The sequence below is a fragment of the Spongiactinospora sp. TRM90649 genome, assembly GCF_029382225.1.
Classification (GTDB): domain Bacteria; phylum Actinomycetota; class Actinomycetes; order Streptosporangiales; family Streptosporangiaceae; genus Spongiactinospora.
Genome location: NZ_JARLTC010000031.1, coordinates 22359 through 44957 on the forward strand (window position 1 = coordinate 22359; position 22599 = coordinate 44957).

The window sequence follows — 22599 nt, forward strand, 5'->3', positions numbered from 1 at the left end:
GAGAGCGCGGATCGGGGCTCCGAGGTCAGGAACGCGCGACGAGCGCCTCGGACTGCCACAGGTCGCGGTAGTAGCCGGGCACGGCGAGCAGCTCGTCGTGGCGGCCCCGCTGCGTGACGCGGCCCTCCTCAAGCACGACGATCTCGTCCACCTGGTCGAGGCCGCGCAGCCGGTGCGTGACGATCAGCGTGGTCCGGCCGTGGGTGGCGTCCAGCAGGTCGGCCATCAGGGCGTCGGCGGTGGTCTCGTCCAGGGCCTCGGCCGGTTCGTCGAGCAGCAGCACCTCGGGGTCGTAGAGCAGGGCCCTGGCCAGCGCGAGGCGCTGGAGCTGCCCGCCGGAGACCGTGCGGGCGTCCTCGCCGAGCGGGGTGTCCCAGCCGGTCCGCTCGACCCAGCGGGAAAGGCGCGCCCGGCGCACGGCTGAGGCCAGCTCGTCGTCTCCGGCCTCGGGCCCGGCCAGCCGCAGGTTGTCGCGCAGCGACGCCTGGAAGACGTAAGGGTCCTGGGTGAGGCCGGTGATCCGTTCGCGGACCGCCTCGGGGGCCAGGTCGCGGATCTCGGCCGCGCGCCCGCCATCGCCGGTCAAGCGCACGTCCCCGGACTCCGGATCGACCAGTCGCATCAGCACGGACAGCAGCGTGCTCTTGCCCGCGCCGCTCGGGCCGACCAGGGCGATCCGCCGGCCCGGCGTCAGGGTGAGCGTCACGCCGTCCAGGGCGGGCGCGCGGCCCTCGCCGTGGCGCACCACCAGATCGCTGATCTCGACGGTGAGCGGCCCGGCGGGCGCCGGGACGGGTGCGGACGGCTCGGCCACCGCCGGCGGGGTGGCGCGCACCTCGCGCAGGCGGCGCAGCGCGGCGGTGATGCCCGCCAGCCGCTCCCCGGCCGAGGCCAGCGGCAGCACCGGCTCGAAGGCGACCAGCGCGCTGAGGGCCAGCACCGCGGTCGGGACCTGGCCGAGCGCCGCCGCCTGGGCGGCGAGCACGACCCCGGCGACGGTCAGGCCCTGAATCAGCACGCCCGCCGCGAGGGCCATCGCGTTCGTCCTGGCCTGCCGCCGCTCCAGCGCGGCCAGCCGCTCGTCCGCGGCGTACGCCGCCGCGAGGGCCCGGTCACCCGCGCCGTAGGCCGCCAGGTCGGCGGCTCCGTGGACCAGGTCGGCCACGCGGGCGGCGAGATCGGCCCTGGCCGGGGCGATCCTGGCCGACCCGCGCCGCGCGGCCGTGGCCGTGATCGCCGGCAGCAGCACCCCGGCCACCGCCAGCCCGGCCAGCAGCACGAGCGCGGCGGCGGGCAGCAGGAAGACCGCGATGACGACCGCCGCCGCCCCGGTGGCCAGCGCGGCCACGGCCGGGAGCAGGCACCGGACCAGCATGTCCTGGACCGCGTCGGTGTCGTCCACCATGCGGCTCAGCAGGTCGGCCCCGCCGTGCGAGAGGGGGCGGGCCGGGATCAGCGCGGCGTAGAGGCGTTCCCTGGTCGTCGCCTGGGCGCGCAGCGCCACGTCGTGGCCCGACAGCCGCTCGGCGTAACGGAACACGCCCCGGGTCGTGGCGAACGCGCGGACCGCGACGATCGCCACGCTCAGCGCGGCCAGCGACGGCTGCTGCGCGGCGCGGGTGATCAGCCACGCCGCCGACGCGATCAGCCCGAGCCCGGCCAGGTCGGCGGCCGTCCCGGCGAGCGCGGCGACCACGAGCCGCCGCCCGCCGCCCCAGCCGATCATCGACGCGCGGGTCGCGCTCATGGTCGTCCTCCGGTCGGTGCGGCGGTCACGAGGGGTCTCCGACGGTCGCGGCCCTGGCGGGCTCGTCCGACACCACGCGGCCGTCGGTGATGCGGATCACCCGGTCGGCGAGGTCGATCATGGCGGGGCGGTGCGCCACGATCACCGCCGTACGGCCCTCGGCCAGGGTTCGGGTCGCCGACACGACGGCGGCCTCGCTGCGGCCGTCGAGGCGGGCAGTGGGCTCGTCGAGCAGCAGCACGGCGGCTTCGGGACGGCAGAAGGCGCGGGCCAGCGCGATCCGCTGGCGCTGCCCGGCGGAGAGGTCGGCGCCGCGCTCGCCCAGCACCGTGGCGTAGCCCTGCGGGAGCGCCTCGACGAACTCGGCGGCGTGGGCCTGCGCGGCGGCGGCGCGCACGTCGGCCGCCGCGTTCGCGGGCGAGCCGCCGAGCAGGATGTTGTCGCTCACCGAGGCGGCGAACAGGTGGGCGCGCTGCGGCACGAAGGCCAGGCGGGCCCGCCAGGCGTCGAGGTCGAGCGTGGTCAGGTCCGCGCCGCCGACGGTGACCCGCCCCCGCTCGGGGGTGATGAAGCCGAGCAGCAGGTGCAGCAGGGTGCTCTTGCCCGCGCCGCTCTCGCCGATCACGGCGACGCGTTCGCCGGGGGCGATGACCAGCGACACGTCGTCGAGGGCCGCGTCGTCGCGCCCGGGATAGCGGACGGTGACGCCCTCCAGGCGGATCTCCGGGATGTCCTCGCCGGTGCGGGCCCCGCGCGGGGCCGCCTCGGCTTCGGCCTCGCCGTCGAGGACGGCGAACGCCTGGTCGGCCGCCGCCACGCCCTCCATGGAGGCGTGGAACTTGGTGCCCATGGCGCGCAGCGGGAGATACGCCTCCGGGGCCAGCAGCAGCACCAGCAGCGCGGTGTCGAGGTCGAGCGAGCCGGACAGCAGCCGCAGGCCGACGGGCACCGCGACCAGCGCCAGCGACAGCGAGGCGGCCAGCTCCAGCACCAGCGAGGACAGGAACGCCACCCGCAGGGTCCGCATGGTCGCGCCCCGGTGCGCGTCGGCGACCTCCCTGATCACGTTCGCCTGGTGGCGTGCCCGGCCGAACGCGCGCAGCGTGGGCAGGCCGCGCACCACGTCCAGGAAGTGGCCGCCGAGCTGTGACAGCGCCCGCCACTGGCGCTCGGTGACGGCCTTGGTGTGCCAGCCGACCAGGGCGCCGAAGATCGGGATGAGCGGGAGCGTGACCAGCACGATGACGGCGCTGGCCCAGTCGGCGGCGAACAGCCGGACGAGCACGGCGATCGGCACGAAACCGGCGACGGCGACGGCGGGGAGGTATCCGGTCAGGTAGGGGTCGAGGGCGTCGAGTCCCCGGCCGGTGAGGGTGACCAGCTCACCCGACCGGTGCGAGGTGATCTTCGCGGGGCCGAGCCGTTGCAGCCTGGCCAGCAGGCGGTGCCGGAGGGTGGACTTGACCGCGCCGGCCGTACGGCCCGCCGCCACGCCCTGCAGCCATCCGAGCAGCGCGCGGCCCGCCACCACGCAGGCGAGGACCCACAGGGCCCCGAGCGCGAACCTCCCGGACAGCACGCCCGCCAGCACCTCGGCCTGCGCGATCACGAGCAGCCCGGCCAGCACCGCCGCGGTCAGGCAGACCGCGAGATGCCGGCCTATGGCGCGTTCGGCGCGGACGAGCCGGAGCAGGTCCTTGTGCATGGCTCCCTTTTATGAGCGGCGCGTCCAGTCCCGCTAGAAGCGCGATCTAGAAGAACGACGGCACGCGCGAGCCGGCCGACCTGCGCGGGCCGAAAGTCCTCCACACCCAAACTTGCGCACCCACCATCACCGGCAGGAATGGAACCACCATAAGGCTGAGCACGGCCAGTGTGGCGTCCGGGGCGGCGTGGCCGAGCACGGAGGGCGCCGCCACCAGCGGCGGGAGCGCGGCCGGGAGAGCGGCGAGCAGGGCCGTCAGCACGAGCCCGCGCCCGCCCCACGGGCCGCCGCGATGCTCCTCGGGCAGCCGCCAGGCGGCGAAGGCCCTGCCATGGGCGGCGAAGAGCGCGGCGACCACCAGCGCCAGCACCGCCCCGAGCAGGACGTTCATCGGCCCCGCCAGCCCGCCGATCAGCCGGGCGAGGATGAATCCCCAGGTCAGTGCCAGGCCCCAGGAGCTCGCGCAGAGCACCCCGTCCCAGAGCCGCCGCCAGCGGGGGCCGTCCACGCGGCGGCGGAACCACAGCGCCGCGTCCCGCAGGATCCAGGTGAACAGCAGCGCCACGATCAGCGGATACATCGCGAACAGCACGTCGCCCTCCAGGGAGGGGAACGCGCCGAACAGCACACCGGCGGTGGCGACGAGCCAGACCTCGTTGGCGAGCACGAAGGGGGCGATCGCCCCCACCAGCCGGTCGCGCGCGGCTTGGTCGCGGCCGAGCACGGGCAGCAGCATGCCGACCCCGATGTCGAAGCCCTCAAGGGCGAAGTATCCGGCGAGCAGCAGGGCGAGGGCGCCGAGCCAGAAGATTTCCATGGCCGCCTCCTAGTAGGTCAGCGCGGGGGAGGAGCGGTCGGGGGAGCCCGGCTCGGCGGTCGCGCCGAGGAAGGTGGCGGCCGGGCCGCTCAGCACGGTGCGCGCGATGAGCACGTAGTCGACGACCGCGAGGAGCAGGAGCAGGCCGGCGAAGGCGGCGAACGACATGCCGATCATGCCGGGGGTGAGCCCGGGCGACATGGCGTCCTCGACCCGCAGCCTGCCGTTGATCATCCAGGGCTGACGGCCGACCTCGCGGGCGAGCCAGCCGAGGATCGCGGCCAGGAAGGGGGCGGGGGCCATCAGCATCAGGATCGGGTGGGTCCACCGCCACCGGGGCAGCCACCAGAACGTCGGGAGCAGGAAGAACATGATGGCGAGCAGCAGCAGTTCGCCGATCATCAGCATGAGGGCCAGGGACAGGCCGGTGAGCGGGTTGCCCGCGAACTTGCCCGGCTGCATGTCGCCGATCGCGCCGAACTGGGCGAAGCCGAACCCCACCGCGACGAACACGCCGACCGAGGCGCACAGCACGCCCGTGCGCAGCGAGCTCGCGAAGAACTCGTACTCGGGGTGCCGGCGCATCAGGTGGTAGGCGCTGGCCGAGGCGACCACCAGGCCGCCGGTGAGCAGCCCGGCCCCGATGACGTGGGGGAAGGCGAACACGAACGAGGGGTTGGACAGCAGCGCCCCCGGGTCGGTCAGGGCCAGCCGCCCGCCGCGCACCTCGGCGCCCGCCGGGTTCTGCAGGAACGAGTTGGCCACCATGATCCAGAACGCCGAGGCGTACGCGGTGATCGCGACCAGCCAGATGCAGGCCAGGTGCAGCCACCGGGGCAGCCGGTGCCAGCCGAAGATCCACAGGGCCAGGAAGGTGGACTCCAGGAAGAAGGCCACCAGGGTCTCGATGGCCAGCGGGGCGCCGAAGACGTCGCCCGCGTAGTGCGAGAGCCCGCTCCAGCTCAGCCCGAACTGGAACTCCATCACGAGCCCGGTGAGCACGCCGAGGGCGTAGTTGATGACATAGATCTGCCCCCAGAACCGGGTCATCCGCTCGAACACCGGCTTGCCGGTGATGGCGTGCCGGGTCTGCATGATCGCCACAAGGGGGGCCATGCCCAGGGTGAGCACGACGAACAGGAAGTGCAGGCTTCCCGTAACGGCGAACTGGGCCCGGGCGAGGTCGAGCACGTCCATCGCTGCGACTCCCTGGTTGTGTCTGTCTACATGTAGAGAGCCTACATGTAGACTCGCTATATGACGAACCGGGATATGGTTGCGACGTGAACACCGACGCGCTCAGAGGGCACATGGACGCCCTGCTGCTGTCCGTGCTGGAACACGAGCCGTTGCACGGATACGCCATCATCGAGGCGTTGCAGGAGCGCAGCGGCGGCGCGCTGGCGGTACCGACCGGCACGCTCTACCCCGCGCTGCGCCGTCTGGAACGGGTCGGTCACCTCAGCAGCGAATGGGCCACCGTCGGCGGCCGGAAGCGCAGGACCTACCGCCTCACCAGCTCCGGCCGCAAGGCGCTGGCCGGCGAGCGGACGGCCTGGCAGGCGTTCACCGACGCCATCGGCAGCGTGATCGAACCGCGCACCGCGCGCTAGCGGTCGGCAGCCCGTACGGTTGCCCCATGCGACCGGAGCCCGGGCAGGTGCTGCACTTCTCAGAGGACCCCACCATCAAGGCGTTCCATCCGCACGTGGCCGCCACCGCAAGGCAGCCCGAGGCCTACGTCTGGGCGGTCGACGACGCCCGCTCTCCCGACTACTGGTTTCCGCGCCAGTGCCCGAGAGCGCTGGCCTGGGCGGGCCCCGAGACGACGGAGGACGACCGGCTGCACCTGATCGGCCCCGGCGGCGGCGATCGGGTCCACGCCGTGGAATACGCCTGGCTCGACCGCATCCGCGACGTCCGCCTGTACGCCTACCGGCTGCCCGCCGGGCCGTTCCGGCCGTTCGGGGAGCCCGTCCCGCACGCGGTGGTCGCCACCCAACCGGTGGTCCCACTCGGCCCGCCCGAGCCCGTCGGCGACCTCTTCCGCCTGCACGAGGAGGCCGGGATCCAGCTCCGGGTGCTGCCCGCGCTGCACGGTTTCTGGGACGCCGTCATCGCCAGCACCCTGCGGTTCAGCGGGATCCGGATGGGCAACGCCAGGCCGAGGGCCGTTCAGGGGCGCTGAGCCCCGGCCCGCGCCCGTGCCCGCCCGCGCGGCGGCGCGGCGTCGCCGCCGTACGTGTGCTCCAGGCACGCCACCAGCAGGCCGAACCGCCAGCCGGGCAGGCAGTCGTGCCCCAGCCGGGCGTGCATCCGCGCGGCCTCGGCGAGATGCTCACGCGACAGCTCGGCCAGGGGCCGCCGCAGCATGGCGTCGCCCTCGTCGAAGAACGGCCCGTGCACCTCGATCGCGTTCCCCGTGCGCAGGGCCAGATACTCCCCGCCGGGCGAACTCCACACCCCGCTCACCCGCTCGGCGGGCAGGCGCAGCCTCGGCTCCTCCACCTGGTCGCCCTCGCCGGAGACGAGGTCCAGGGCGGCGAACACGATCCGGCCGCCGGAGCTCGCGGCGAGCCTGGCGCCGCCGTCGTAGGAGACCAGGGCCTCGGGCGCGGCCGGCCCCGACAGGAACGGCACGCGCACCTCGCGCGGCTCCACGTCGCCCATGTTCATGGCGAGCATCCCGGCACGCGTGGCGACCGCCATGCCCTGCGCGCGCAGGAACGCCACCTGCCCGGCGTCCCTCTCCCGCAGGACGCGCTCGCCCGCCGTCACGACCCGGTCCGCGTCGCGCTCCAGCACGGCGAGACGGTGTCCCAGCACGGCCAGCCGTCCGGTGCGGCGATGCGCCGCAAGCGCGATGTGGTCGGAGTCTCCGGTCAAGGGCTGCAACGGCACCTCGCGCAGCTCCCGGTGAGCCAACAGCAGATGATCGCGGGAGGTGAGCGCGGCGAAACCCGCCCCGCTCGCGGCCATCGCGAGTATCCGGCCCCGCACCCTGGCCCCGCGCCACGTGGCCGTACGCACCCGCCCGCGCCGCCACATGGAATAGACATCGGCCCGCACGCCGTCGCGCACGTCCGTCTCGGCGTCGGCGACGTACAGCCGCGCGCCTCCCGCCGTGAACGCGAGCCGCACCTCCCGGTCGCCGACCTCGATCACCAGCGGGGCCAGGGCGGGGGAGGGGGCGGTGAGCCTGTCGAACAGCGCCGCCTCGCGCTCGTCGTCCGGCCGCCAGTCACGGATCCGCCGGACCGCCGCCAGCGCCTCGTCGAACGGCAGCACCGGTAACAGCCGCCACAGCTCCGCCCACGACCCGGAGATGGCCAGCTCCCTGACCAGGTAGGCCCGCTCGTCCGGGGTGAGCCGCCCCCGGCGCTCCCCGGTCATCGCGCGCACCAGGTCCAGGCCCTGCGCGCCGAGCATCGCCTCCCGCAGCCGGGCGCGCAGCGGCCCGCGCGTCCTGGCATAGCCGGTGGCGAGCAGCGAGCCGTCGGGATCGACCTCCTGATACCGCTCGGGCGCCCCGGTGAGCAGGTGGAACACGGCGGCCCTGACCGGCTGGGCCGGAAGCGGCTCGCGCTCCCGGCAGATCCGCGCGGCGCGCTCGCGCAGATGCTCGGGGATCTCGCCGGACACGGCCGCGGCGGCCAGCCGGTCGGGCGGCGCGAGCCCCAGGGCGACCATGCTCTGGGCGTAGGTCCGCGCGTACTGCTCGCTCTCGAAGGAGAAGGCGGAGTCCGGACGCGGCGACGGCTCGCCCTGCCCGGCGAGCCGCTCCCACAGCGCGTCGTCCGGCCGGTCGAGCCAGGACCGCCAGGCCCAGCCCAGGGCGACGCCGGTCAGCGGCGCCGGATTGGCCAGCAGCGCGTCGCGCAGCGCGGGCCTTCCGGCGGCGGCACGCCACAGCATGTCCAGGAGGTTCTCGCCGGCCGTCGCGCAGACCGTCAGCGCGTAGGAGCGGACCGCGTCGTCGGGATCCTCCACGCACACCGCGACGTTCAGCGCGGCCTGGTAGTCCACCCGGTCCGGGAGGCGCCCGTGCAGCGCCTGGGTGATCTGCAGGTTCCTGCCGTACGAGCCGACCGCCCCGGTCTCGATCACCAGCGCGCGCAGCCGCTCGTCGCGCGTCCGCACCCACAGGTCGGCGAGCCACTCGCGGAAGTGGCCGCGCCGGACGTGGCCGATCATGGCCAGCAGCGCCGCCTCGTCGCCGTTCTCGGCCAGTGCGGCGAGACGGCGGCGGTACTTGAGGCCGCCGGGGAGACGCGCGCCGAGCCTGAGCCAACTGTGCACGTGGTCCGTCCTCCGCTCCTCGGGGAGACCACTCAAGTGTGGAGCCCTCGTGGTGCCGTGTCGATCACTTCTCACGCGCCGGGGCGGATCAAGGATTCCGGGGCTCACACCCGCCGCCCCCGGAGGACCGGATCCGGCGTTACGAGCGGACCGCGGAGATCCGCTCCGGGCGGTTCGCGGCGGCAGGTGGACGGGGAGGACAACGGTTGACCGCGTGCTTCACCGGTGAGAGAGACGGATTTTCGGACGCTCGTCCGCCGCGCCCCAGGTGGGTATGGGTGAATACGGGCGTACGTTTGCACGTTATGTTGACCAGATGTTGAGGCGGGCGTACGTTCCGGGGCGCTGGAGATGGTCCTCCCGCCCAGGAGTGAGTGATGCCCAGACGCTCGGTTCCCGTCCTGCTCGCCGCCGCGTGCGCGACTGCGGTCGCCGTACTGATAGCCCTGATCAGCCCACCCGCCGCGGGCGCACAGCTCATCGGCGGCTTCGACTTCTCCCGTGCCCAGATCTCCGTGACCGGCCTGCAGGCCCCATGGGGGCTCGCCTTCCTGCCCGACGGCGACGCGCTGGTGGCCGAGCGGAACACCGCCCGCGTCATGCGGGTACGCCCGGGTGCCGCCCCCGTCGCCGTGGCCACGGTGCCAGGTGTTTCGGCCTCGGGGGAGAGCGGCCTGCTCGGCCTCGCCGTCTCCCCGACGTACGCGCAGGACCAGTGGGTCTACGCGTACTTCACCACCACCACCGACAATCGGCTCGTCAGATTCCGGCTCAGCGCGCCGCAGACCCAGCAGGTGCTGCTGTCCGGCGTGCCCCGGGCGACCTACCACGACGGCGGCAGGATCGCCTTCGGTCCCGACGGCCGGCTCTACGTCGCCACCGGCGACGCGGGCATGTCGAGCAACGCGCAGAACCTGAACACGCCCGCCGGCAAGATCCTGCGGATGACCCCCACGGGCGGCGTGCCGCCGGACAACCCGTTCGGCAACTCGCTGGTCTACAGCTACGGCCACCGCAACGTGCAGGGCCTCGCCTGGGACGAGCGCGGCAGGCTCTTCGCCAGCGAGTTCGGCCAGAACACCTACGACGAGATCAACCAGATCGTCGCGGGCGGCAACTACGGCTGGCCGACCTGCGAGGGCAGGTGCGGCAACGCCTCCTTCCGTGATCCCATCGTTATCTGGTCCACCTCGGAGGCCTCGCCCAGCGGGCTGGCCTACGCCAACAGCACGCTGTTCGCAGCGGCGCTGCGCGGCACCCGGCTGTGGACGGTACCGGTCACCGCCTCGGGCGGGGCGGGCACGCCCGTGCCCGAGTTCGCGGGGAGGTACGGACGCCTGCGCACGGTGGCGGTCGGCCCGGACGGCTGGCTGTGGGTCGCCACCAGCAACCGCGACGGCCGCGGCAGCCCGACCGCCGACGACGACCGGATCATCCGCGTCCCTCCACAGACCGGCCCGACCCCCACCATCACGCCGACCGTCACCCCCACGGTGACCCCCACCGTGACGCCGACCGTCACCCCCACGGTCACCCCCACGGTCACCCCCACGGTCACCCCCACGGTCACCCCCACCGTTACTCCCACGGTGACCCCGACTGTGACACCGACTGTGACACCTACGGGGACGCCCACCTCCGGCACGCCGTCCTGCTCGGCCACCTACCGGGTGACCAACCAGTGGGCGGGAGGCTTCCAGGGCGAACTGACCGTGCGCAACACGAGCGCGCGCCGCACCACCTCCTGGACGGTGACCTTCGCCTTCCCGAACGGGCAGCGCGTCAACCAGATGTGGAACGCCCGCTTCACCCAGACGGGCGCCCAGGTCACGGTCAGAAACGAGCCCTGGAACGGCGAACTGGCCCCGGACGCGACCGTGGTTCCCGGCTTCAACGGCACCTGGACCGGCACGAACGGCACCCCGACCGCCCTCACCTGCACCGCCACCTGACCCGCGCCGCACTCGCGGGCGCCCGCCCATCCGGGCGCCCGCGGTCATTCACTCCGCCCTGGCGGCCTCCAGGATGGGGACGGCCGCGGCCCGGCGCGAGGGCAGCGCCGTGGTCGCCGCCGTCGCCACCAGCGCACCGGTGGCGACCATCGGGAACAGCCACCAGGGAGGAACCGGGCGCAGGAACGAGCTGCCGCTCGTCACGTGCAGCATCGCCAGCGTGCCCACCGTGATCGCGAGGCCGAGGACGGTGCCGAGGACGACCACGGTGGCTCCCTCCCAGCGGACGATCGAACGGATCTGCCCCCTGGTCGCGCCCACCGCCCCCAGCAGGCCGAACTCCCGGGTGCGTTCGGCGACGCTCATCGACACCGTGGTCGCCATCCCGAACAGCGCCAGCAGCAGCGCCATGCCGACGAACGTGTACGTCGCGCGCAGGGCCCGGGTGTGCGACCGCGACGCCGCGTCCACGTACGCCTCACGGTCGAGTACCCGCACACCGGGAACCTCCGCGACGGCTCTCGCGAGCGCCGTGGGCGAGCCGCCCCGCACCAGCACCACCCGGGTGGCGGCGTTGGCGTCGAGCCGGTCCATCGTCGGCGGGGCCACCAGCGCCTGATCGGCGAACAGGTGCGAGGGGTCGTGGTACGCGCCCGCCACGGTGAGCGTGGCGCGGCCCTGCGCGCCACGCACGACGATCCGCTGGCCGCGCCGGAGGCCGTGTGCCTTCATGACGGCCGACGCCAGCGCGATCTCCCCGGGGCGCAGCGCGGGCGGGCGACCGCCCAGCCGCAGGACCTCACGCAGCCTGGTCTGCTCGGCGCCGCTGACCAGAAACGGTCTGGGTCTCGCGCCGCGGCCGGCGGGCGCGGGTGACAGCACCCTGATCTTGGTCTGTGTCAGGACGGCCGCCCGGGAGACCCCTGGCACGCGCGTCGCCAGTCTCGCGATGTCCCTGGCCAGCGGCGCGGGAGCGCCCTCGGCCGTCCTGGCGGCCGAGGCGATCGCGTGCTCGGCCGCCATCACCTGCCCTCCCGCCTCCCGGAAGCGATCGTGCACCGACAGCGTGACCAGTCCCACGGAGGCGACGAGTGCGACGCCGAGCATCAGCGACGAGGCGGCCGACGAGATCCGGCGCGGGCTGCGGGTGACGGTGGCGTGCGCCAGCCGTCCGGTCTCCCCGCTGATCCGCGGCCCGAGCCGGGCCACCAGCCCGCCCAGCGGCCCGACGAAGAACGGGGCCAGGACGGCCAGCCCGGTCACCGTCAGCAGCGACCCGAAAAGGATCATCAGGCTGACCACGAACGTGCGGTCCAGGCCGGGTGTCTGACCGAGCCGGACCACCACCGCCACCGCGTACCAGAAGCCCGCGCCGACGAAGATCACGGCCGCGGACAACAGCCGTGCACGGTGACGCGCCCGGGGTTCGGTGACCGTGCTGCGCAGAGCCTGCACGGGGGAGACGCCCGCCGCGCGGTACGCCGCCTGCCACGCGGCGGCCTGGGTCACCAGAATCCCGGCCGTGAGCGGGAGCGTCAGCGCGACCCAGCCGAACTGGGGGGCGGTGGCGGAGACGTCGAAGCCGTCCTGGGCGAAGAGCCGGATGACCAGTTCGGCCACCGGGAAGCCCGCGGCCAGGCCGCCCACCGAGGCGACCGCGCCCAGTACCAGCGCCTCCAGCCGGATCAGCCGGCCGATCTGCCGGGGCGTCGCGCCGATCGCGCCGAGCAGCGCGAGCCGCCGGGTGCGCTGCCGGACGAGGGTGCCGAAGGTGTTGGCCACCACGAACAGTCCGACGAAGATCGCTACGGAGGCGAGCATGCCGACGATGCCGGCGATCGAGGCGCCCTCGCTCGACGCGGCGGTGGTCTGCGCGTGCCGTACGGACGCCGCGGTGCGGATCGTCGCCGCGCCGCCCAGTTCGCCGGCCAGCTCGCCGCGCAGCCGGTCGGCGGGCACGCCCGGGGCGGCCTTGAGCCAGACGCTCTGCCAACCGCCCGGCGGGAGCGCCGCGGCACGCCGTACGGTCTCGGGCGGGGCGAGCACCAGGTCACCCGCGGCCACCGCGTCGCGGCCCTCGACACTGACGATCCCGGCGATCCGCACCTGGCGCGCCTGGCGGGGCAGCGTCAGCGTCATGGTGTCGCCGACCTGGAGTCTCCCGGCGCGCGACAGGTGCCGGACGACCGCCACCTCATCGTCGGCGGCGGGGGCGCGCCCGGCCTCCAGCCGGTAGGGGTTCAGCCGCGGGTCGGGCACCCAGGGACGCAGCAGCGTACGGCCTTCGGCCGCCGCCGTGATCGCCTGGCCGTCGGTCCGGGCGGCCGTCACCACCACTGTGGCGTCGCCGGCGGCGGCCACCACCCCGGGCCGGGACGCGAGCCGGTCGAGCGGGATCCGGCCGTCGGGCGCCGCGTACGGGTCGTCCGGGTCGACCGTCCCGCCCTGCACCAGCACGTCGGCGCGGAAGTACTCGCTGGCGTTGCTGCCGGCCACCGCTTCCTGGGCGCGCAACGCGAACTGCAGCGAGCCCGCGATGAGCGCGATCGAACCCAGCGCCGCCAGCAGCGTGGCGGTGAGCCGCAACCAGCCGTCGGCGAAGGAGCGGCGTGCGATGAGCCATAACGGGTTCCCCACGGCGTCAGCCCTCGATCTTGCGCATGATGGCGTGCACGGCGTCGGTGGTGGGCGCGGCCAGTTCGTCCAAGATCGTCCCGTCGGCCAGGAACAGGACCCGGTCGGCCCGCGCGGCGGCCACCGGATCGTGCGTCACCATGACCACGGTCTGCCGGTAGGCGTCGACGGCCGTGCGCAGGAAGCCCAGCACCTCGGCGCCGGAACGGGAGTCCAGGTTCCCGGTCGGCTCGTCGGCGAACAGCACCTCCGGCCGGGTCAGCAGCGCCCGGGCGACGGCCACCCGCTGTTGCTGCCCGCCGGACATCTCGGCGGGCCGGTGATCCAGCCGGGCGCGCAGGCCCAGCGCGTCCACGACCGTGTCGTACCAGCCGGGCTCCACGCGGCGGCCTGCCAGCCGTCCGGTGAGCCGGATGTTCTCCTCGGCGGTCAACATCGGCAGGAGGTTGAACGACTGGAACACGAAGCCCATCCGGTCCCGGCGCACCTCGGCGAGCCGGGCGCGGGACAGCCCGGTGATGTCCACATCGCCGACGACGATGCTGCCCGACGTGACGGTGTCCAGCCCGGCCAGGCAGTGCAGAAAGGTGGACTTACCCGAGCCCGACGGCCCCATGATCGCGGTGAACTCGCCCCGGCCGAACGCCGCCGAGACCCCGCGCAACGCGTGCACGGCACCGTCGCCGTCCCCGTAGGTCTTGACCACGTCCGTGGCGACCATGACCCGGTGGGACACGCGGTCGCCGGGCAAGGTCTCGATCACCGCTGCCCTCCGAGATTCCGCGCGTGGTGGAGCGTTGGCTCAGACATGAGATCTCCCGATCGATAGCATCATTTAAGATAATCTCATCTGAGACTATATCAAGCGCTACTAAAGTGGGTGCATGCTCCACAACTTGCTCGAACGGCTCCTATCTGGGGAGGGCGGACCGGCCTCCGACCAGATAGGGCTCGGCATGCTCATGGCGGAGACCCACAACCGGATACGCGAACGGATGAATCTCGCCCTGCGCCCCCTGGGCATCAACGTCCGCGGCTTCGCCGTACTGCTCGCGCTCCCGATGTACGGCCCGATCAGCCAGCGCCACCTGATCGACCATTTGGGCATCGACAAGTCCACGATGGTGCGGATCATCGACGAACTGGAGGACGGCGGCCTGGTCGCCCGCGAGCGGACACCACAGGACCGGCGTGCCTACGCCATCGTGTTGACCCGCCGCGGCGAGCAGATCCTGTCCGAGGCGCGGCGGGCGGCCGAGGACGTGGGCCGGCAGACCTTCGGCCGGCTGAGCGATCCCGACCGCCGCCACCTCATCGACCTGCTACGACGTCTGGCCGAGCACGAATAGCCGGTCACGGCCGGAGAGCGGCACCTCGGTTAGCCCGGGCCGGCGCCCTCCGGGGTGGCGGGTGTGTCAGCGTTCCGGGGGGCGGGGCGGCGCGAAGGATCTGGCCATGGACCGGCAGAGTTCGGGGAACAGGACGTCGGCCCGGGCGCGGTCGAAGAAGCCGGACAGTTCCAGGCTGACCGCGCCGTGCACGGCCATCCAGATCTGGTCGGCGATCTCGCGGGGGTCGCCGGCCAGCGCCCCCGTCTCCACGGCTGCGGCGCACGTGGACTCCAGGAGGGTGAACGCCGCCATGGCGACCTTGCGTGCCTCCGCGCTCGGGGTGAAACCCGGGATCGCGTTCTCGAACATGATCTTGTAGTAGGACGGCTCGGCATGGGCGTACTCGCGGTAGGCCACGCCCATCGTCATCAGGTTCACGATCGGGTCGGGGCCGCTCGGCACGCGCCCGAGCGCCCGGGCGAAACGAGCGAACCCCTCCACCCACAGCGCCTCCACCAGGCCGTCCTTGCCGCTGAACAGCGTGTAGATGACCTTGGTGGAGCAGCCGGCCTCGGTGGCGATCCGGCGCACGGTCAGCGCGCCGGGGCCTTCGCCGGTCAGCAACGCGATCGCCTCGTCCAGGATCGCGGTCCTGACCGCCTCCTGGCCGATCCGTTGGGCGCGCTCGTACGCGGTGGTGGTCATCTGTCGCTGCGGCCGTCCGTGCGGGTGATCCGTCGCCGCCACTTTAGACGATGACCGGGTGTCGCTTCCGGTTGTCACAGGCTTCTGAGGTCACCGCCGTCGCAGCGCAGGGCGGTGCCGGTCACATAGGACGCCGGTTCGCCGCACAGGAAGGCCGCGACCGCGCCGAACTCCTCGGGCCTGCCGTACCTGCGCGCCGGGATGGACGCCCGGCCCTGCTCCTCGATCTCCTCCCGCGACGCGCCGGTACGGCTCGCCGTCGCCTCGTCGAGCTGGGCCAGGCGGTCGGTGGCGATCCGTCCGGGCAGCAGCAGGTTGACCGTGACGCCGTCCCCGGCGACCTCGCCCGCGAGCGTCTTGAGATATCCGGCGAGCGCCGCCCTGCCCAGGTTGGACAGGGCCAGATGGGCCAGCGGGGCCACCACGCCGCTGGAGGCGATGGACAGGATCCGCCCCCAGCCGCGCGTGCGCATGCCGGGTAGCACGAGGGAGACGAGACGCTGCTGCGGCACCACCAGCGACTCGACGGCCTGGCGTACGTCGGCGGACGACATCTCCGCCGCGCCGCCCGGCTTCGGGCCCGGCCCGTTCAGCACCAGCACGTCGATCGGGCCGACCGCCTCGACGGCCGCGGCGTGCAGCAGGTCCGCGCCGTCCTCGGCCAGCAGGTCGGCCTCGACGGCCACCGCGCCCGGCAGTTCTGCGGCGATCCGGCGGGCGCGCTCGGCGCGCCGCCCGGACACGACGACATTGGCGCCCTCCGCGGCCAGCGCGCGGGCGGTGGCCTCGCCCAGGCCGCTCGTGGACGCGCAGACGAGCGCGTTGCGCCCCTTCAGCCCGAGATCCATCAGCGGACCCCCGTCCGCCCGCCGGAGCGGTCGAGCGGGGCGGTGCGGCCCGCCTGGCCGGGCACGGGCCCGTACGGGCGTTCCGCGCGCGGGGACGCCAGGGAATCTCGCGACATACTGCTTCCTTTCGACGCCGTGCACGGCGATTCGCCGAGGCGGCCGGCCACTTGGGGGAAGGGCCGGTGGACCGCCGACACCTCGACCGTAACGCCCGCCGTCCGTCCGGGCGGTGCCGGGTGGTCTTGTCCCGCCGGGTGGAGCGGGCTTCAATGATCGGCATGCCGCGCCTCGTCCTGCCGACCGTCGCCGTCCGCTCCTCCTTCCTGGCCGCCATGGCGGAGTTCGCCGCCGAGGGCAGGGGCGGTCACGACGACGAGTCGATGATCGGGCGTGACCTGCGCGCGTTCGCCGATTCCTGGCACACCGCCGAGGGGTTCGCCGCGTATGTCGAGGCGCTGCTGCGCGAGCGGGAGACGCCCCGCTCCGCGGACCTGGTGCCGTTCACCACCTGGTGGTGGATCGAGGGCGAGGACTTCCTCGGCCGGATCGCGCTGCGGCATCGGCTCGACGACCGGCTGCGCGAGTACGGAGGGCACATCGGCTACGACGTACGCCCCAGCGCCCGGCGGCGGGGGCACGCGACCGCGATGCTGCGCGCCGTGCTGGAGCACGCGGGGGCCATGGGCATGGGCCCGGTGCTGCTGATGTGCCAGTCGGACAATGCCGCCTCCCGGCGCGTCATCGAGGCGAACGGCGGGCGGCTCGGCGACACGGTGGAGGACCGGCTGCGGTTCTGGCTGCCGACCGCGAAGACCGGGTGGGAGAAGGTCCGGGTAGAAGGGAATCCCTGACGGGATGGCGGCACTTCATCCTGGTGGTACCGATCCACTACGCTCTTCGTAAGCCCCGTGCGGAGAAGGCGTTTGATCCTGTACGCTACCGATCGGCTACATCTAGTAGCCGATCGGCCGCCTGGACCACTGCGGCACCCCTGAAGTCGAGAAGTGATGGGATCCGGGTGGCCGTGATGGGGTTCGCCGTTGACACATCGTGGATTGACGGCTGTGCGGTCGTGGCGGTGACGGGCGAGGTAGACCTCGGGGCGGAGGCGTTCCTGCGGGCCCGTCTGCAGGAGGCGTTCGCCGGAACGAGATCCGGGGGCGGAACGGGCGCGGGGGTCGTGCTCGACCTCAGCGAGACCACGTTCATGGACGCCCGGGGCATCTCGGTGCTGGTCGCCGCGCGGGCGATGGCGGCCGAGTCGCGTATCCCGCTGCGGGTGGTGGGCATCCGCCCGAGGATCCGCTCCATGCTGGGCCTGGTCGGGCTCGACACGGCCTTCTGCGCTCTGCCGGAAACGCGCGGCTTGCCCGCTGCGCGGGAAGTCCAGACGCCCGGGTGACATCCGGGCGACGGGCGGATGACATCCGGAACCGCCCTCCGATGTCCGAAAACCGCCCGCAGTGCCAGGCTTGGTTCGTGCGGGCGCCTTCCAGGTCGCCCGCGGCCCGCTCCGGCGGCCGTGGGCCCGCGACGCGGGCCCACCGGCTCGGTCAGCGGGGCGGGCGGGTGAAGAGGTCCGCCACGCTGGGGGAACCCTCGATCACGGCCTGGGCCACCTCGGCCAGCTTCCTGCGGTGCGACCTCGCGTAGCCGCGCAGCGTGCGGAACGCCTCCTCCATGCCCACCCTGGAGCGTTCCGCGATCACGCCCTTGGCCTGCTCGATGAGGATGCGGCTGGTCAGCGCGGTCTGCAACTGCTCGACCAGCGCCTGACGCTCCTGCATTGTGCGCTGGTGCAGCAGGCCGATGGTGGCGACGTCCACGATCGCCTGGCCGAGGCGCACGCGGGGCTCGGCGGGTTCGCCGGGCAGGGGGGAGAACAGCGTGATCGCGCCGATCACCTGGTCGCGCAGCCGCATCGGGATGGCCAGCACGGAGACGACGCCCGACGCCAGCGCGGCCGGCGCGAAGATCGGCCAGCGGTCGGTCTCCAGGCGCAGATCGCCGCAGGTGACGCGCCCGGTCCCGGTGTAGGCGTCGAGGGAGGGGCCCTCGCCGTTCTCCAACTGCATGAGCAGCAGCAGCCGGACCTGCTCGGAGGAGGCGGCCACCACCTCTAGCTCGCCCTGCGGGGTGGCGACGATCAGCCCGGCCTGCTCGACCTCCAGGGCGTCCGCGCAGCGCTCGGTCATCATCCGCAGGTATTCGCCCACGTCGAAGTCCGCCACGAGGGTGTCGGCCAGGGCGACGAACGTCGTCACCAACCGGTCTTCCTTCTCCACGGTGGGCTCATCTCCTCGCACCCCCCGGGTGCGCATGGCATGGCACCTCGCGTCACCGGAGGAGTGGACTCCGTTCTTGCTGGGACGCATCACCACCGGCAGGAACCTGGAGGCGCCGGTGACGGGCGGGCGCGAAGTGTGGCCCGTAGGCCCATCTTTGCGGGAGGGACTGGCAACGGCAAACCCGGAAGACATCCGGCCATAGATGCGGACGGACCGAAATTCGGATCGGGCCGGGTGCCGCGCCGACGTGCGCCGGAGCGGCCCCGGATGCGGCTCAGGAATTGAGTGCGCAATAGACGGATATGTCTGGGCGAATCTTTGGACACGTGTGATACTCAACCGGTGCCGAACCCAGGGAGGACCATGTCCGTCGGGGAACTGTACGACCCGCTCGGCGCGCACCTGCGCGACCCCTACCCGGTGTACGACCGGGCGCGGCGAGAGGAGCCGGTGTTCTACTCCCCGGTGATGGGCGCCTGGGTGGTCACGCGCTACTCCGACGTCGCCGACGTCCTGCGCGACCCGGTGCTCTACTCGTCGGCCGACCCCTTCACCCACGCCATCCCGCTCCGCGAGGCCACGCTGGCCGAACTGGGCCGGGGCTATCCGGTGCGGCCCGACCTGATCCAGTCGGACGGCGAGCTGCACGCCAGGCTCCGCGCCCCGATCGCCGAGGTGCTCAAGCCCGACCGGGTCGCCGCCCTGGAGCCGTTCGTCCGCGCGCAGGCCGCCGAACTCGTCGACTCGTTCGCGGCGGACGGGCGCGTGGAGTTCATGGAGCGCTACGCCGTGCCGCTGCCCTGCCGTACGATCGGTCGGCTGTGCGGCTTCGACGCGGCGCAGGCCCGGCTGGCATACGAGTCGCTGGACGCCTTCATCGTGCTCGGCGCGACCCACCTGGAGCCGGAGCGGGAACTGGACGCCGCGCGCGGATGGGTGGAACTGCAGGAGCTGATCGGCCGACTGGTGCGGGAGCGCAGGGCCGAGCCGGGCGACGACGCCATCAGCGAGGTGGTCGCGGCCAGCGTGCCCGGCACCGGCCCGCTGTCGTACGAGGACGAGGCGCAGGTCGTGGCGAACCTGATCCAGCTCGTCATCGCCGGGCACATCACGACCGTCCCGCTGTCCGGCATGGCGATCGCCGAACTGCTCACCCACGAGGACCAGTGGCGGCGGCTGTGCGCCGACCCGGACCTGATCCCCGCCGCCGTCGAGGAGATCCTCCGGTACGGCACGCCCGCCAGCGGCCTCTACCGCGTCACCACCGCCCCCACCGAACTCGGCGGCGTCGCCCTGCCCGAGGGGGACCGCGTGCTGCTGCGCTACACCTCGGCCAACCGGGACCCGGCCAGGTTCGAGCGCGCGGCCGAGTTCGACGTCGGCAGGCGGCCCAACCGGCACCTGTCCTTCGGCCGGGGCACGCACTTCTGCGTCGGCGCCGGGCTCGCCCGCATGCAGATGCGGGTCACACTCGAAACCCTCACCTCCCGCTTGCCCGGCATGCGGCTCGCCGAGCCGATCACCTACGTTCCGGTCCTCGATCTGCGCAGACCCGAGGCGGTTCACCTGGTCTGGTGACCAGGACATATGACGACGTACTTGACACATTGTCGAAATGCAACCTGGTCCGTGGCGTGTCGCCTTACGCTTGCTCTCGGCCTACAGCGCGGGAAAGGAAGGACACGTGGGGATCGACTCGATTCTGTGCCCTGTGTGTACGGGGGTGCTACCCGCATCCGGCTCGGACGCTTACACCACGGCGCGGGGGCGCCTGATCGTTTCCAACGGCTACTGCGAGGGCGGGTGCGCCGAGCGCCAGGCCACCGCCGTGGCCCAGCAACACCAGCAGCAGGTTCCGCATACGCTGCCCGGGCGTCCGCAGCCGCCGATGCCGCAGCCCGTGCAGCCGATGCAGTCCATGGGGCAGATGCACTCGATGCAGCAGATGCAGCCGCCGATGCCGGCCGCTCCGCAGGAGACGCGGCAGCCGGTGGGGGCCCAGCCGCTCGCGGCGCCGCACTACCCGGCGCCTCCGCAGCACCCGCAGCCGCAGCACCCGCAGGTGACCTACCCTTCGCGGGTGCCCTCCTGACGCGCCGCGGCTTGCGTCAGAGGTGCCCCGGCGCGGTGTGCCAGTAGTCGCGGGTCTCCACGGCGAGACCGTTCGCGTCGAACCGGGCGATCACGCACCCGGCCAGCGTGATCGGCTCGCCGTTCTCCAGCGAGTGGACCCGGAACTCCGCGACGGCGGTGTCGCCGTCCACCATCGGCGTGCCGAAGTCGACCCGTACCACCGTCTCCTCGGCGAACGACCAGCGCACGTATTCGCCGATCGCCGCCCTGCCCCGGTGCTCCGGCCGGAACGGCATGCTCCGGTGCACCGCGTCCTCGGCGTACAGCGCGAGGATCGCCTCGACGTCGTGCCCGGCCCAGCCCGACCGCCACGTGTCGGCGAAACGCCGGGCGGCCTTCCTCGTCTCCATGGGACGCCATTCTCGCGCGCCTGAGACTGTCGGCGCGTCCTGTCATGATGCGGGAGACTCGCGAGTCCACGATGAGGAGACCCCGATGGGCGCCGACCGCGCACGTCCACCCCGGTGGTCCGCGGCGACCTGCCAACCACGGGCGACGGCGCCCCCGACAACCACGTCGGCCCCGGCGGCTGACCCCCGAATCCGCCCTGTCCGCCGGGGGATTGGGCGCGATCTTTGGATACCTGGGAGGGGAAGTCGTCGATGTCGACGGATGAGGGCGTTCGTGATCGGACGGCCGTGGCGGAGGCCATGGAGCGGGGCGATCGGGTGAGGTTCCTGTTCTTCTGGGGGCATACGCCGCCGCCGCCCGGCGGGGTGGGGCCGTGGTGCCTGTCGCAGTGGTGGCCGTCCGTCTTCGAGGTGGACGACGTCGCCTACCGGACCGCCGAGCACTATCTGATGGCGGCCAAGGCGCGGTTGTTCGGCGACGACGAGATCGCCGGCGCGATCGTCGCCGCGGAGCATCCGAGAGACGCCAAGCTGCTGGGGCGGGTGGTGCGCGGGTTCGACGAGGAGACCTGGTCGGAGCACCGGCCGGCCGTCGCCGTGCGCGGGAACGTCGCCAAGTTCGGGTCCGACCCGGGCCTGCGCGACTACCTGGTGGGCACGGGCGACCGGGTGCTGGTCGAGGCGAGCCCGACCGACCCGGTGTGGGGGATCGGTATGGCCGCGACCGACGTCAGAGCCGAGCGGCCCGCCGAGTGGGAGGGCCACAACCTGCTCGGGTTCGCGCTGATGGCCGCCCGCGACCACCTGCGGACCGGGCTACCAGGGGGAGCGTGACAGCCGGTCGGCGTGCCGGATCGGCTCGGGCAGCCGGTAGGCCGGGGTCAGCCGCAGCACGTGCTCGCAGGCGTTGCCGAGACTGACCCGGTGTCCCTGGGAGACGTAGACCGGCCGCACGCCGTCGCGCGTGCGCAGCGCCCGCCCGACCACCTCGCCGTCCAGCGTGACGGGGCTCCATGAGCCGCGCCGGGGGGCGGGGTCGTCGTGGGCGCCGACGAACGGGGTCTTGGCCACGCCGATCGCGGGCAGCCCGGTGAGCACCCCCAGATGGCAGGCCAGTCCGAACCGGCGCGGGTGGGCCAGGCCGTGCCCGTCGCACACCAGCAGGTCGGGGGTGAGGGTGAGCCGGTCGAGCGCGGCCAGCAGCGGCGGCAACTCGCGGAACGCGAACAGCCCCGGCACGTAGGGGAACCGGGCGCGTTCGCGGACCACGGCCCGGTCGGCGACCTCCAGCGTGCCGGCGCGCAGCACCACCACGGCGGCGGTGACCTCGTCGCCGCCTGGCGGGTACGCCACGTCGAGCCCGGCCACGAGCCGCACCGCGGCGGGGTCCGGGCCGGGGCCGGTCAGATCGGTCAGCGGGCGCAGCCGCTCCTGGAGGGCCTCGGCCTCGGTGGCCGTCGCGGGCCAGAAGGTCGTCGCGGAGTGCACGCGGTGAGGCTACCGCCGGACGGCCACACGCCACTCCGAATACGCGTGCAGTCCGTGACTTCGGAGGGACTTCCTTGAGATGACCCGGGTGACAGGTGACCGGTATGAGCGACGTCCGACTAGGCACCGTGACCACGAAGGTGCCCGCCAGGCTCGACCGCCTCCCCTGGTCCCGGTGGCATTGGATGATCCTGGCCGGGCTGGTCGAGGCGTTCCTCGGGGTGAAGGCGGAGAACAAGGGCCTGGAGGCGATCGCCAGGCCGCTGAGCGCCACCGACTGACGGCCGCCCGGGACGCCGAGG

At 73.2% G+C, this 22599-nt stretch carries 22 protein-coding genes; 10 read left to right on the forward strand and 12 right to left on the reverse strand.

Annotated elements, in window-relative coordinates; translation table 11 throughout:
- Positions 1–25: 25 nt before the first annotated feature.
- From cydC to P3X83_RS31010, 4 genes are read right to left on the reverse strand one after another with little or no spacing between them, the layout of a single operon-like run.
- A complete protein-coding gene (gene cydC / locus P3X83_RS30995; protein WP_277308836.1) occupies positions 26–1747 on the reverse strand; it encodes a thiol reductant ABC exporter subunit CydC in 1722 nt (573 codons plus the stop codon).
- Between the two features lie 25 nt (positions 1748–1772).
- Positions 1773–3452 carry a thiol reductant ABC exporter subunit CydD gene (cydD, locus tag P3X83_RS31000; RefSeq protein ID WP_277308837.1) on the reverse strand — a complete coding sequence of 560 codons (1680 nt, stop codon included), beginning with the start codon at positions 3450–3452 and terminating at the stop codon, positions 1773–1775.
- A gap of 46 nt (positions 3453–3498) precedes the next feature.
- Positions 3499–4269 carry a cytochrome d ubiquinol oxidase subunit II gene (locus P3X83_RS31005; protein ID WP_277308838.1) on the reverse strand — a complete coding sequence of 257 codons (771 nt, stop codon included), beginning with the start codon at positions 4267–4269 and terminating at the stop codon, positions 3499–3501.
- Positions 4270–4278: 9 nt separating this feature from the next.
- The gene (locus tag P3X83_RS31010) at positions 4279–5466 is read right to left on the reverse strand and encodes a cytochrome ubiquinol oxidase subunit I (protein ID WP_277308839.1); all 1188 of its coding nucleotides are present in this window, start codon (positions 5464–5466) and stop codon (positions 4279–4281) included.
- Between the two features lie 86 nt (positions 5467–5552).
- Between P3X83_RS31010 and P3X83_RS31015 the strand changes: the two genes are divergently transcribed.
- Positions 5553–5882 (forward strand): helix-turn-helix transcriptional regulator, encoded by a 330-nt coding sequence (locus P3X83_RS31015; protein WP_277308840.1) that lies wholly within the window; start codon positions 5553–5555, stop codon positions 5880–5882.
- A gap of 26 nt (positions 5883–5908) precedes the next feature.
- The gene (locus P3X83_RS31020; protein WP_277308841.1) at positions 5909–6457 is read left to right on the forward strand and encodes a DUF6886 family protein; all 549 of its coding nucleotides are present in this window, start codon (positions 5909–5911) and stop codon (positions 6455–6457) included.
- Here P3X83_RS31020 and P3X83_RS31025 read toward each other — a convergent pair.
- Positions 6445–8568, reverse strand: a complete 2124-nt coding sequence (locus P3X83_RS31025; RefSeq protein WP_277308842.1) for a hypothetical protein — start codon at positions 8566–8568, stop codon at positions 6445–6447. The two genes, P3X83_RS31020 and P3X83_RS31025, sit on opposite strands and share 13 nt — an antisense overlap.
- Positions 8569–8945: 377 nt before the next feature.
- On the opposite strand from P3X83_RS31025, the gene P3X83_RS31030 reads away from it, so the two are divergent.
- Positions 8946–10520, forward strand: a complete 1575-nt coding sequence (locus P3X83_RS31030) for a PQQ-dependent sugar dehydrogenase (RefSeq protein ID WP_277308843.1) — start codon at positions 8946–8948, stop codon at positions 10518–10520.
- A 48-nt stretch (positions 10521–10568) separates the two neighbouring features.
- On the opposite strand, the gene P3X83_RS31035 is transcribed toward P3X83_RS31030, so the two are convergent.
- Together P3X83_RS31035 and P3X83_RS31040 are read right to left on the reverse strand one after the other, a co-directional pair.
- Entirely contained in the window at positions 10569–13157 is a 2589-nt protein-coding gene (locus P3X83_RS31035; RefSeq protein WP_277308844.1) for an ABC transporter permease, read from the reverse strand.
- Between the two features lie 4 nt (positions 13158–13161).
- Positions 13162–13875: an ABC transporter ATP-binding protein gene (locus P3X83_RS31040; RefSeq protein WP_277308956.1), complete on the reverse strand. Its 714-nt coding sequence runs from the start codon at positions 13873–13875 to the stop codon at positions 13162–13164.
- Between the two features lie 163 nt (positions 13876–14038).
- Between P3X83_RS31040 and P3X83_RS31045 the strand changes: the two genes are divergently transcribed.
- Entirely contained in the window at positions 14039–14503 is a 465-nt protein-coding gene (locus P3X83_RS31045) for a MarR family transcriptional regulator (protein WP_277308845.1), read from the forward strand.
- Between the two features lie 66 nt (positions 14504–14569).
- On the opposite strand, the gene P3X83_RS31050 is transcribed toward P3X83_RS31045, so the two are convergent.
- Together P3X83_RS31050 and P3X83_RS31055 are read right to left on the reverse strand one after the other, a co-directional pair.
- Complete coding sequence (locus P3X83_RS31050) at positions 14570–15190, reverse strand: TetR/AcrR family transcriptional regulator (RefSeq protein WP_277308846.1); 621 nt, start codon at positions 15188–15190, stop codon at positions 14570–14572.
- A 74-nt stretch (positions 15191–15264) separates the two neighbouring features.
- A complete protein-coding gene (locus P3X83_RS31055) occupies positions 15265–16038 on the reverse strand; it encodes an SDR family oxidoreductase (RefSeq protein ID WP_277308847.1) in 774 nt (257 codons plus the stop codon).
- A gap of 278 nt (positions 16039–16316) precedes the next feature.
- Here P3X83_RS31055 and P3X83_RS31060 point away from each other — a divergent pair, with 278 nt between their 5' ends.
- Complete coding sequence (locus P3X83_RS31060) at positions 16317–16889, forward strand: GNAT family N-acetyltransferase (RefSeq protein ID WP_277308848.1); 573 nt, start codon at positions 16317–16319, stop codon at positions 16887–16889.
- A 176-nt stretch (positions 16890–17065) separates the two neighbouring features.
- Complete coding sequence (locus P3X83_RS31065; RefSeq protein ID WP_277308849.1) at positions 17066–17440, forward strand: STAS domain-containing protein; 375 nt, start codon at positions 17066–17068, stop codon at positions 17438–17440.
- Between the two features lie 151 nt (positions 17441–17591).
- Here P3X83_RS31065 and P3X83_RS31070 read toward each other — a convergent pair whose 3' ends face one another.
- Entirely contained in the window at positions 17592–18323 is a 732-nt protein-coding gene (locus tag P3X83_RS31070; protein ID WP_277308850.1) for a GAF and ANTAR domain-containing protein, read from the reverse strand.
- 366 nt (positions 18324–18689) lie between these two features.
- Here P3X83_RS31070 and P3X83_RS31075 point away from each other — a divergent pair, with 366 nt between their 5' ends.
- Positions 18690–19904, forward strand: a complete 1215-nt coding sequence (locus tag P3X83_RS31075; protein ID WP_277308851.1) for a cytochrome P450 — start codon at positions 18690–18692, stop codon at positions 19902–19904.
- A 106-nt stretch (positions 19905–20010) separates the two neighbouring features.
- Positions 20011–20418, forward strand: a complete 408-nt coding sequence (locus P3X83_RS31080; protein WP_277308852.1) for a hypothetical protein — start codon at positions 20011–20013, stop codon at positions 20416–20418.
- Positions 20419–20434: 16 nt separating this feature from the next.
- Here P3X83_RS31080 and P3X83_RS31085 read toward each other — a convergent pair whose 3' ends face one another.
- Positions 20435–20809, reverse strand: coding sequence for a nuclear transport factor 2 family protein (locus P3X83_RS31085; protein ID WP_277308853.1), 375 nt, complete (start codon positions 20807–20809; stop codon positions 20435–20437).
- A gap of 252 nt (positions 20810–21061) precedes the next feature.
- On the opposite strand from P3X83_RS31085, the gene P3X83_RS31090 reads away from it, so the two are divergent.
- Positions 21062–21643: an NADAR family protein gene (locus P3X83_RS31090; protein WP_277308854.1), complete on the forward strand. Its 582-nt coding sequence runs from the start codon at positions 21062–21064 to the stop codon at positions 21641–21643.
- Here P3X83_RS31090 and nfi read toward each other — a convergent pair.
- Entirely contained in the window at positions 21626–22297 is a 672-nt protein-coding gene (nfi, locus tag P3X83_RS31095) for a deoxyribonuclease V (protein WP_277308855.1), read from the reverse strand. The two genes, P3X83_RS31090 and nfi, sit on opposite strands and share 18 nt — an antisense overlap.
- Before the next feature lie 104 nt (positions 22298–22401).
- Between nfi and P3X83_RS31100 the strand changes: the two genes are divergently transcribed.
- Positions 22402–22578 carry a hypothetical protein gene (locus P3X83_RS31100; RefSeq protein ID WP_277308856.1) on the forward strand — a complete coding sequence of 59 codons (177 nt, stop codon included), beginning with the start codon at positions 22402–22404 and terminating at the stop codon, positions 22576–22578.
- The last annotated feature ends 21 nt before the right edge of the window (positions 22579–22599 follow it).

What these genes read in the sequence shown, in the direction of transcription:
- cydC (WP_277308836.1), bottom strand. Translation starts at nt 1,747, where the DNA reads ATGAGCGCGACCCGCGCGTCGATGATCGGCTGGGGCGGCGGGCGGCGG.
- cydD (WP_277308837.1), bottom strand. Translation starts at nt 3,452, where the DNA reads ATGCACAAGGACCTGCTCCGGCTCGTCCGCGCCGAACGCGCCATAGGC.
- P3X83_RS31005 (WP_277308838.1), bottom strand. Translation starts at nt 4,269, where the DNA reads ATGGAAATCTTCTGGCTCGGCGCCCTCGCCCTGCTGCTCGCCGGATAC.
- P3X83_RS31010 (WP_277308839.1), bottom strand. Translation starts at nt 5,466, where the DNA reads ATGGACGTGCTCGACCTCGCCCGGGCCCAGTTCGCCGTTACGGGAAGC.
- P3X83_RS31020 (WP_277308841.1), top strand. Translation starts at nt 5,909, where the DNA reads ATGCGACCGGAGCCCGGGCAGGTGCTGCACTTCTCAGAGGACCCCACC.
- P3X83_RS31030 (WP_277308843.1), top strand. Translation starts at nt 8,946, where the DNA reads ATGCCCAGACGCTCGGTTCCCGTCCTGCTCGCCGCCGCGTGCGCGACT.
- P3X83_RS31040 (WP_277308956.1), bottom strand. Translation starts at nt 13,875, where the DNA reads ATGGTCGCCACGGACGTGGTCAAGACCTACGGGGACGGCGACGGTGCC.
- P3X83_RS31045 (WP_277308845.1), top strand. Translation starts at nt 14,039, where the DNA reads ATGCTCCACAACTTGCTCGAACGGCTCCTATCTGGGGAGGGCGGACCG.
- P3X83_RS31050 (WP_277308846.1), bottom strand. Translation starts at nt 15,190, where the DNA reads ATGACCACCACCGCGTACGAGCGCGCCCAACGGATCGGCCAGGAGGCG.
- P3X83_RS31055 (WP_277308847.1), bottom strand. Translation starts at nt 16,038, where the DNA reads ATGGATCTCGGGCTGAAGGGGCGCAACGCGCTCGTCTGCGCGTCCACG.
- P3X83_RS31060 (WP_277308848.1), top strand. Translation starts at nt 16,317, where the DNA reads ATGCCGCGCCTCGTCCTGCCGACCGTCGCCGTCCGCTCCTCCTTCCTG.
- P3X83_RS31065 (WP_277308849.1), top strand. Translation starts at nt 17,066, where the DNA reads ATGGGGTTCGCCGTTGACACATCGTGGATTGACGGCTGTGCGGTCGTG.
- P3X83_RS31075 (WP_277308851.1), top strand. Translation starts at nt 18,690, where the DNA reads ATGTCCGTCGGGGAACTGTACGACCCGCTCGGCGCGCACCTGCGCGAC.
- P3X83_RS31085 (WP_277308853.1), bottom strand. Translation starts at nt 20,809, where the DNA reads ATGGAGACGAGGAAGGCCGCCCGGCGTTTCGCCGACACGTGGCGGTCG.
- P3X83_RS31090 (WP_277308854.1), top strand. Translation starts at nt 21,062, where the DNA reads ATGTCGACGGATGAGGGCGTTCGTGATCGGACGGCCGTGGCGGAGGCC.
- P3X83_RS31100 (WP_277308856.1), top strand. Translation starts at nt 22,402, where the DNA reads ATGAGCGACGTCCGACTAGGCACCGTGACCACGAAGGTGCCCGCCAGG.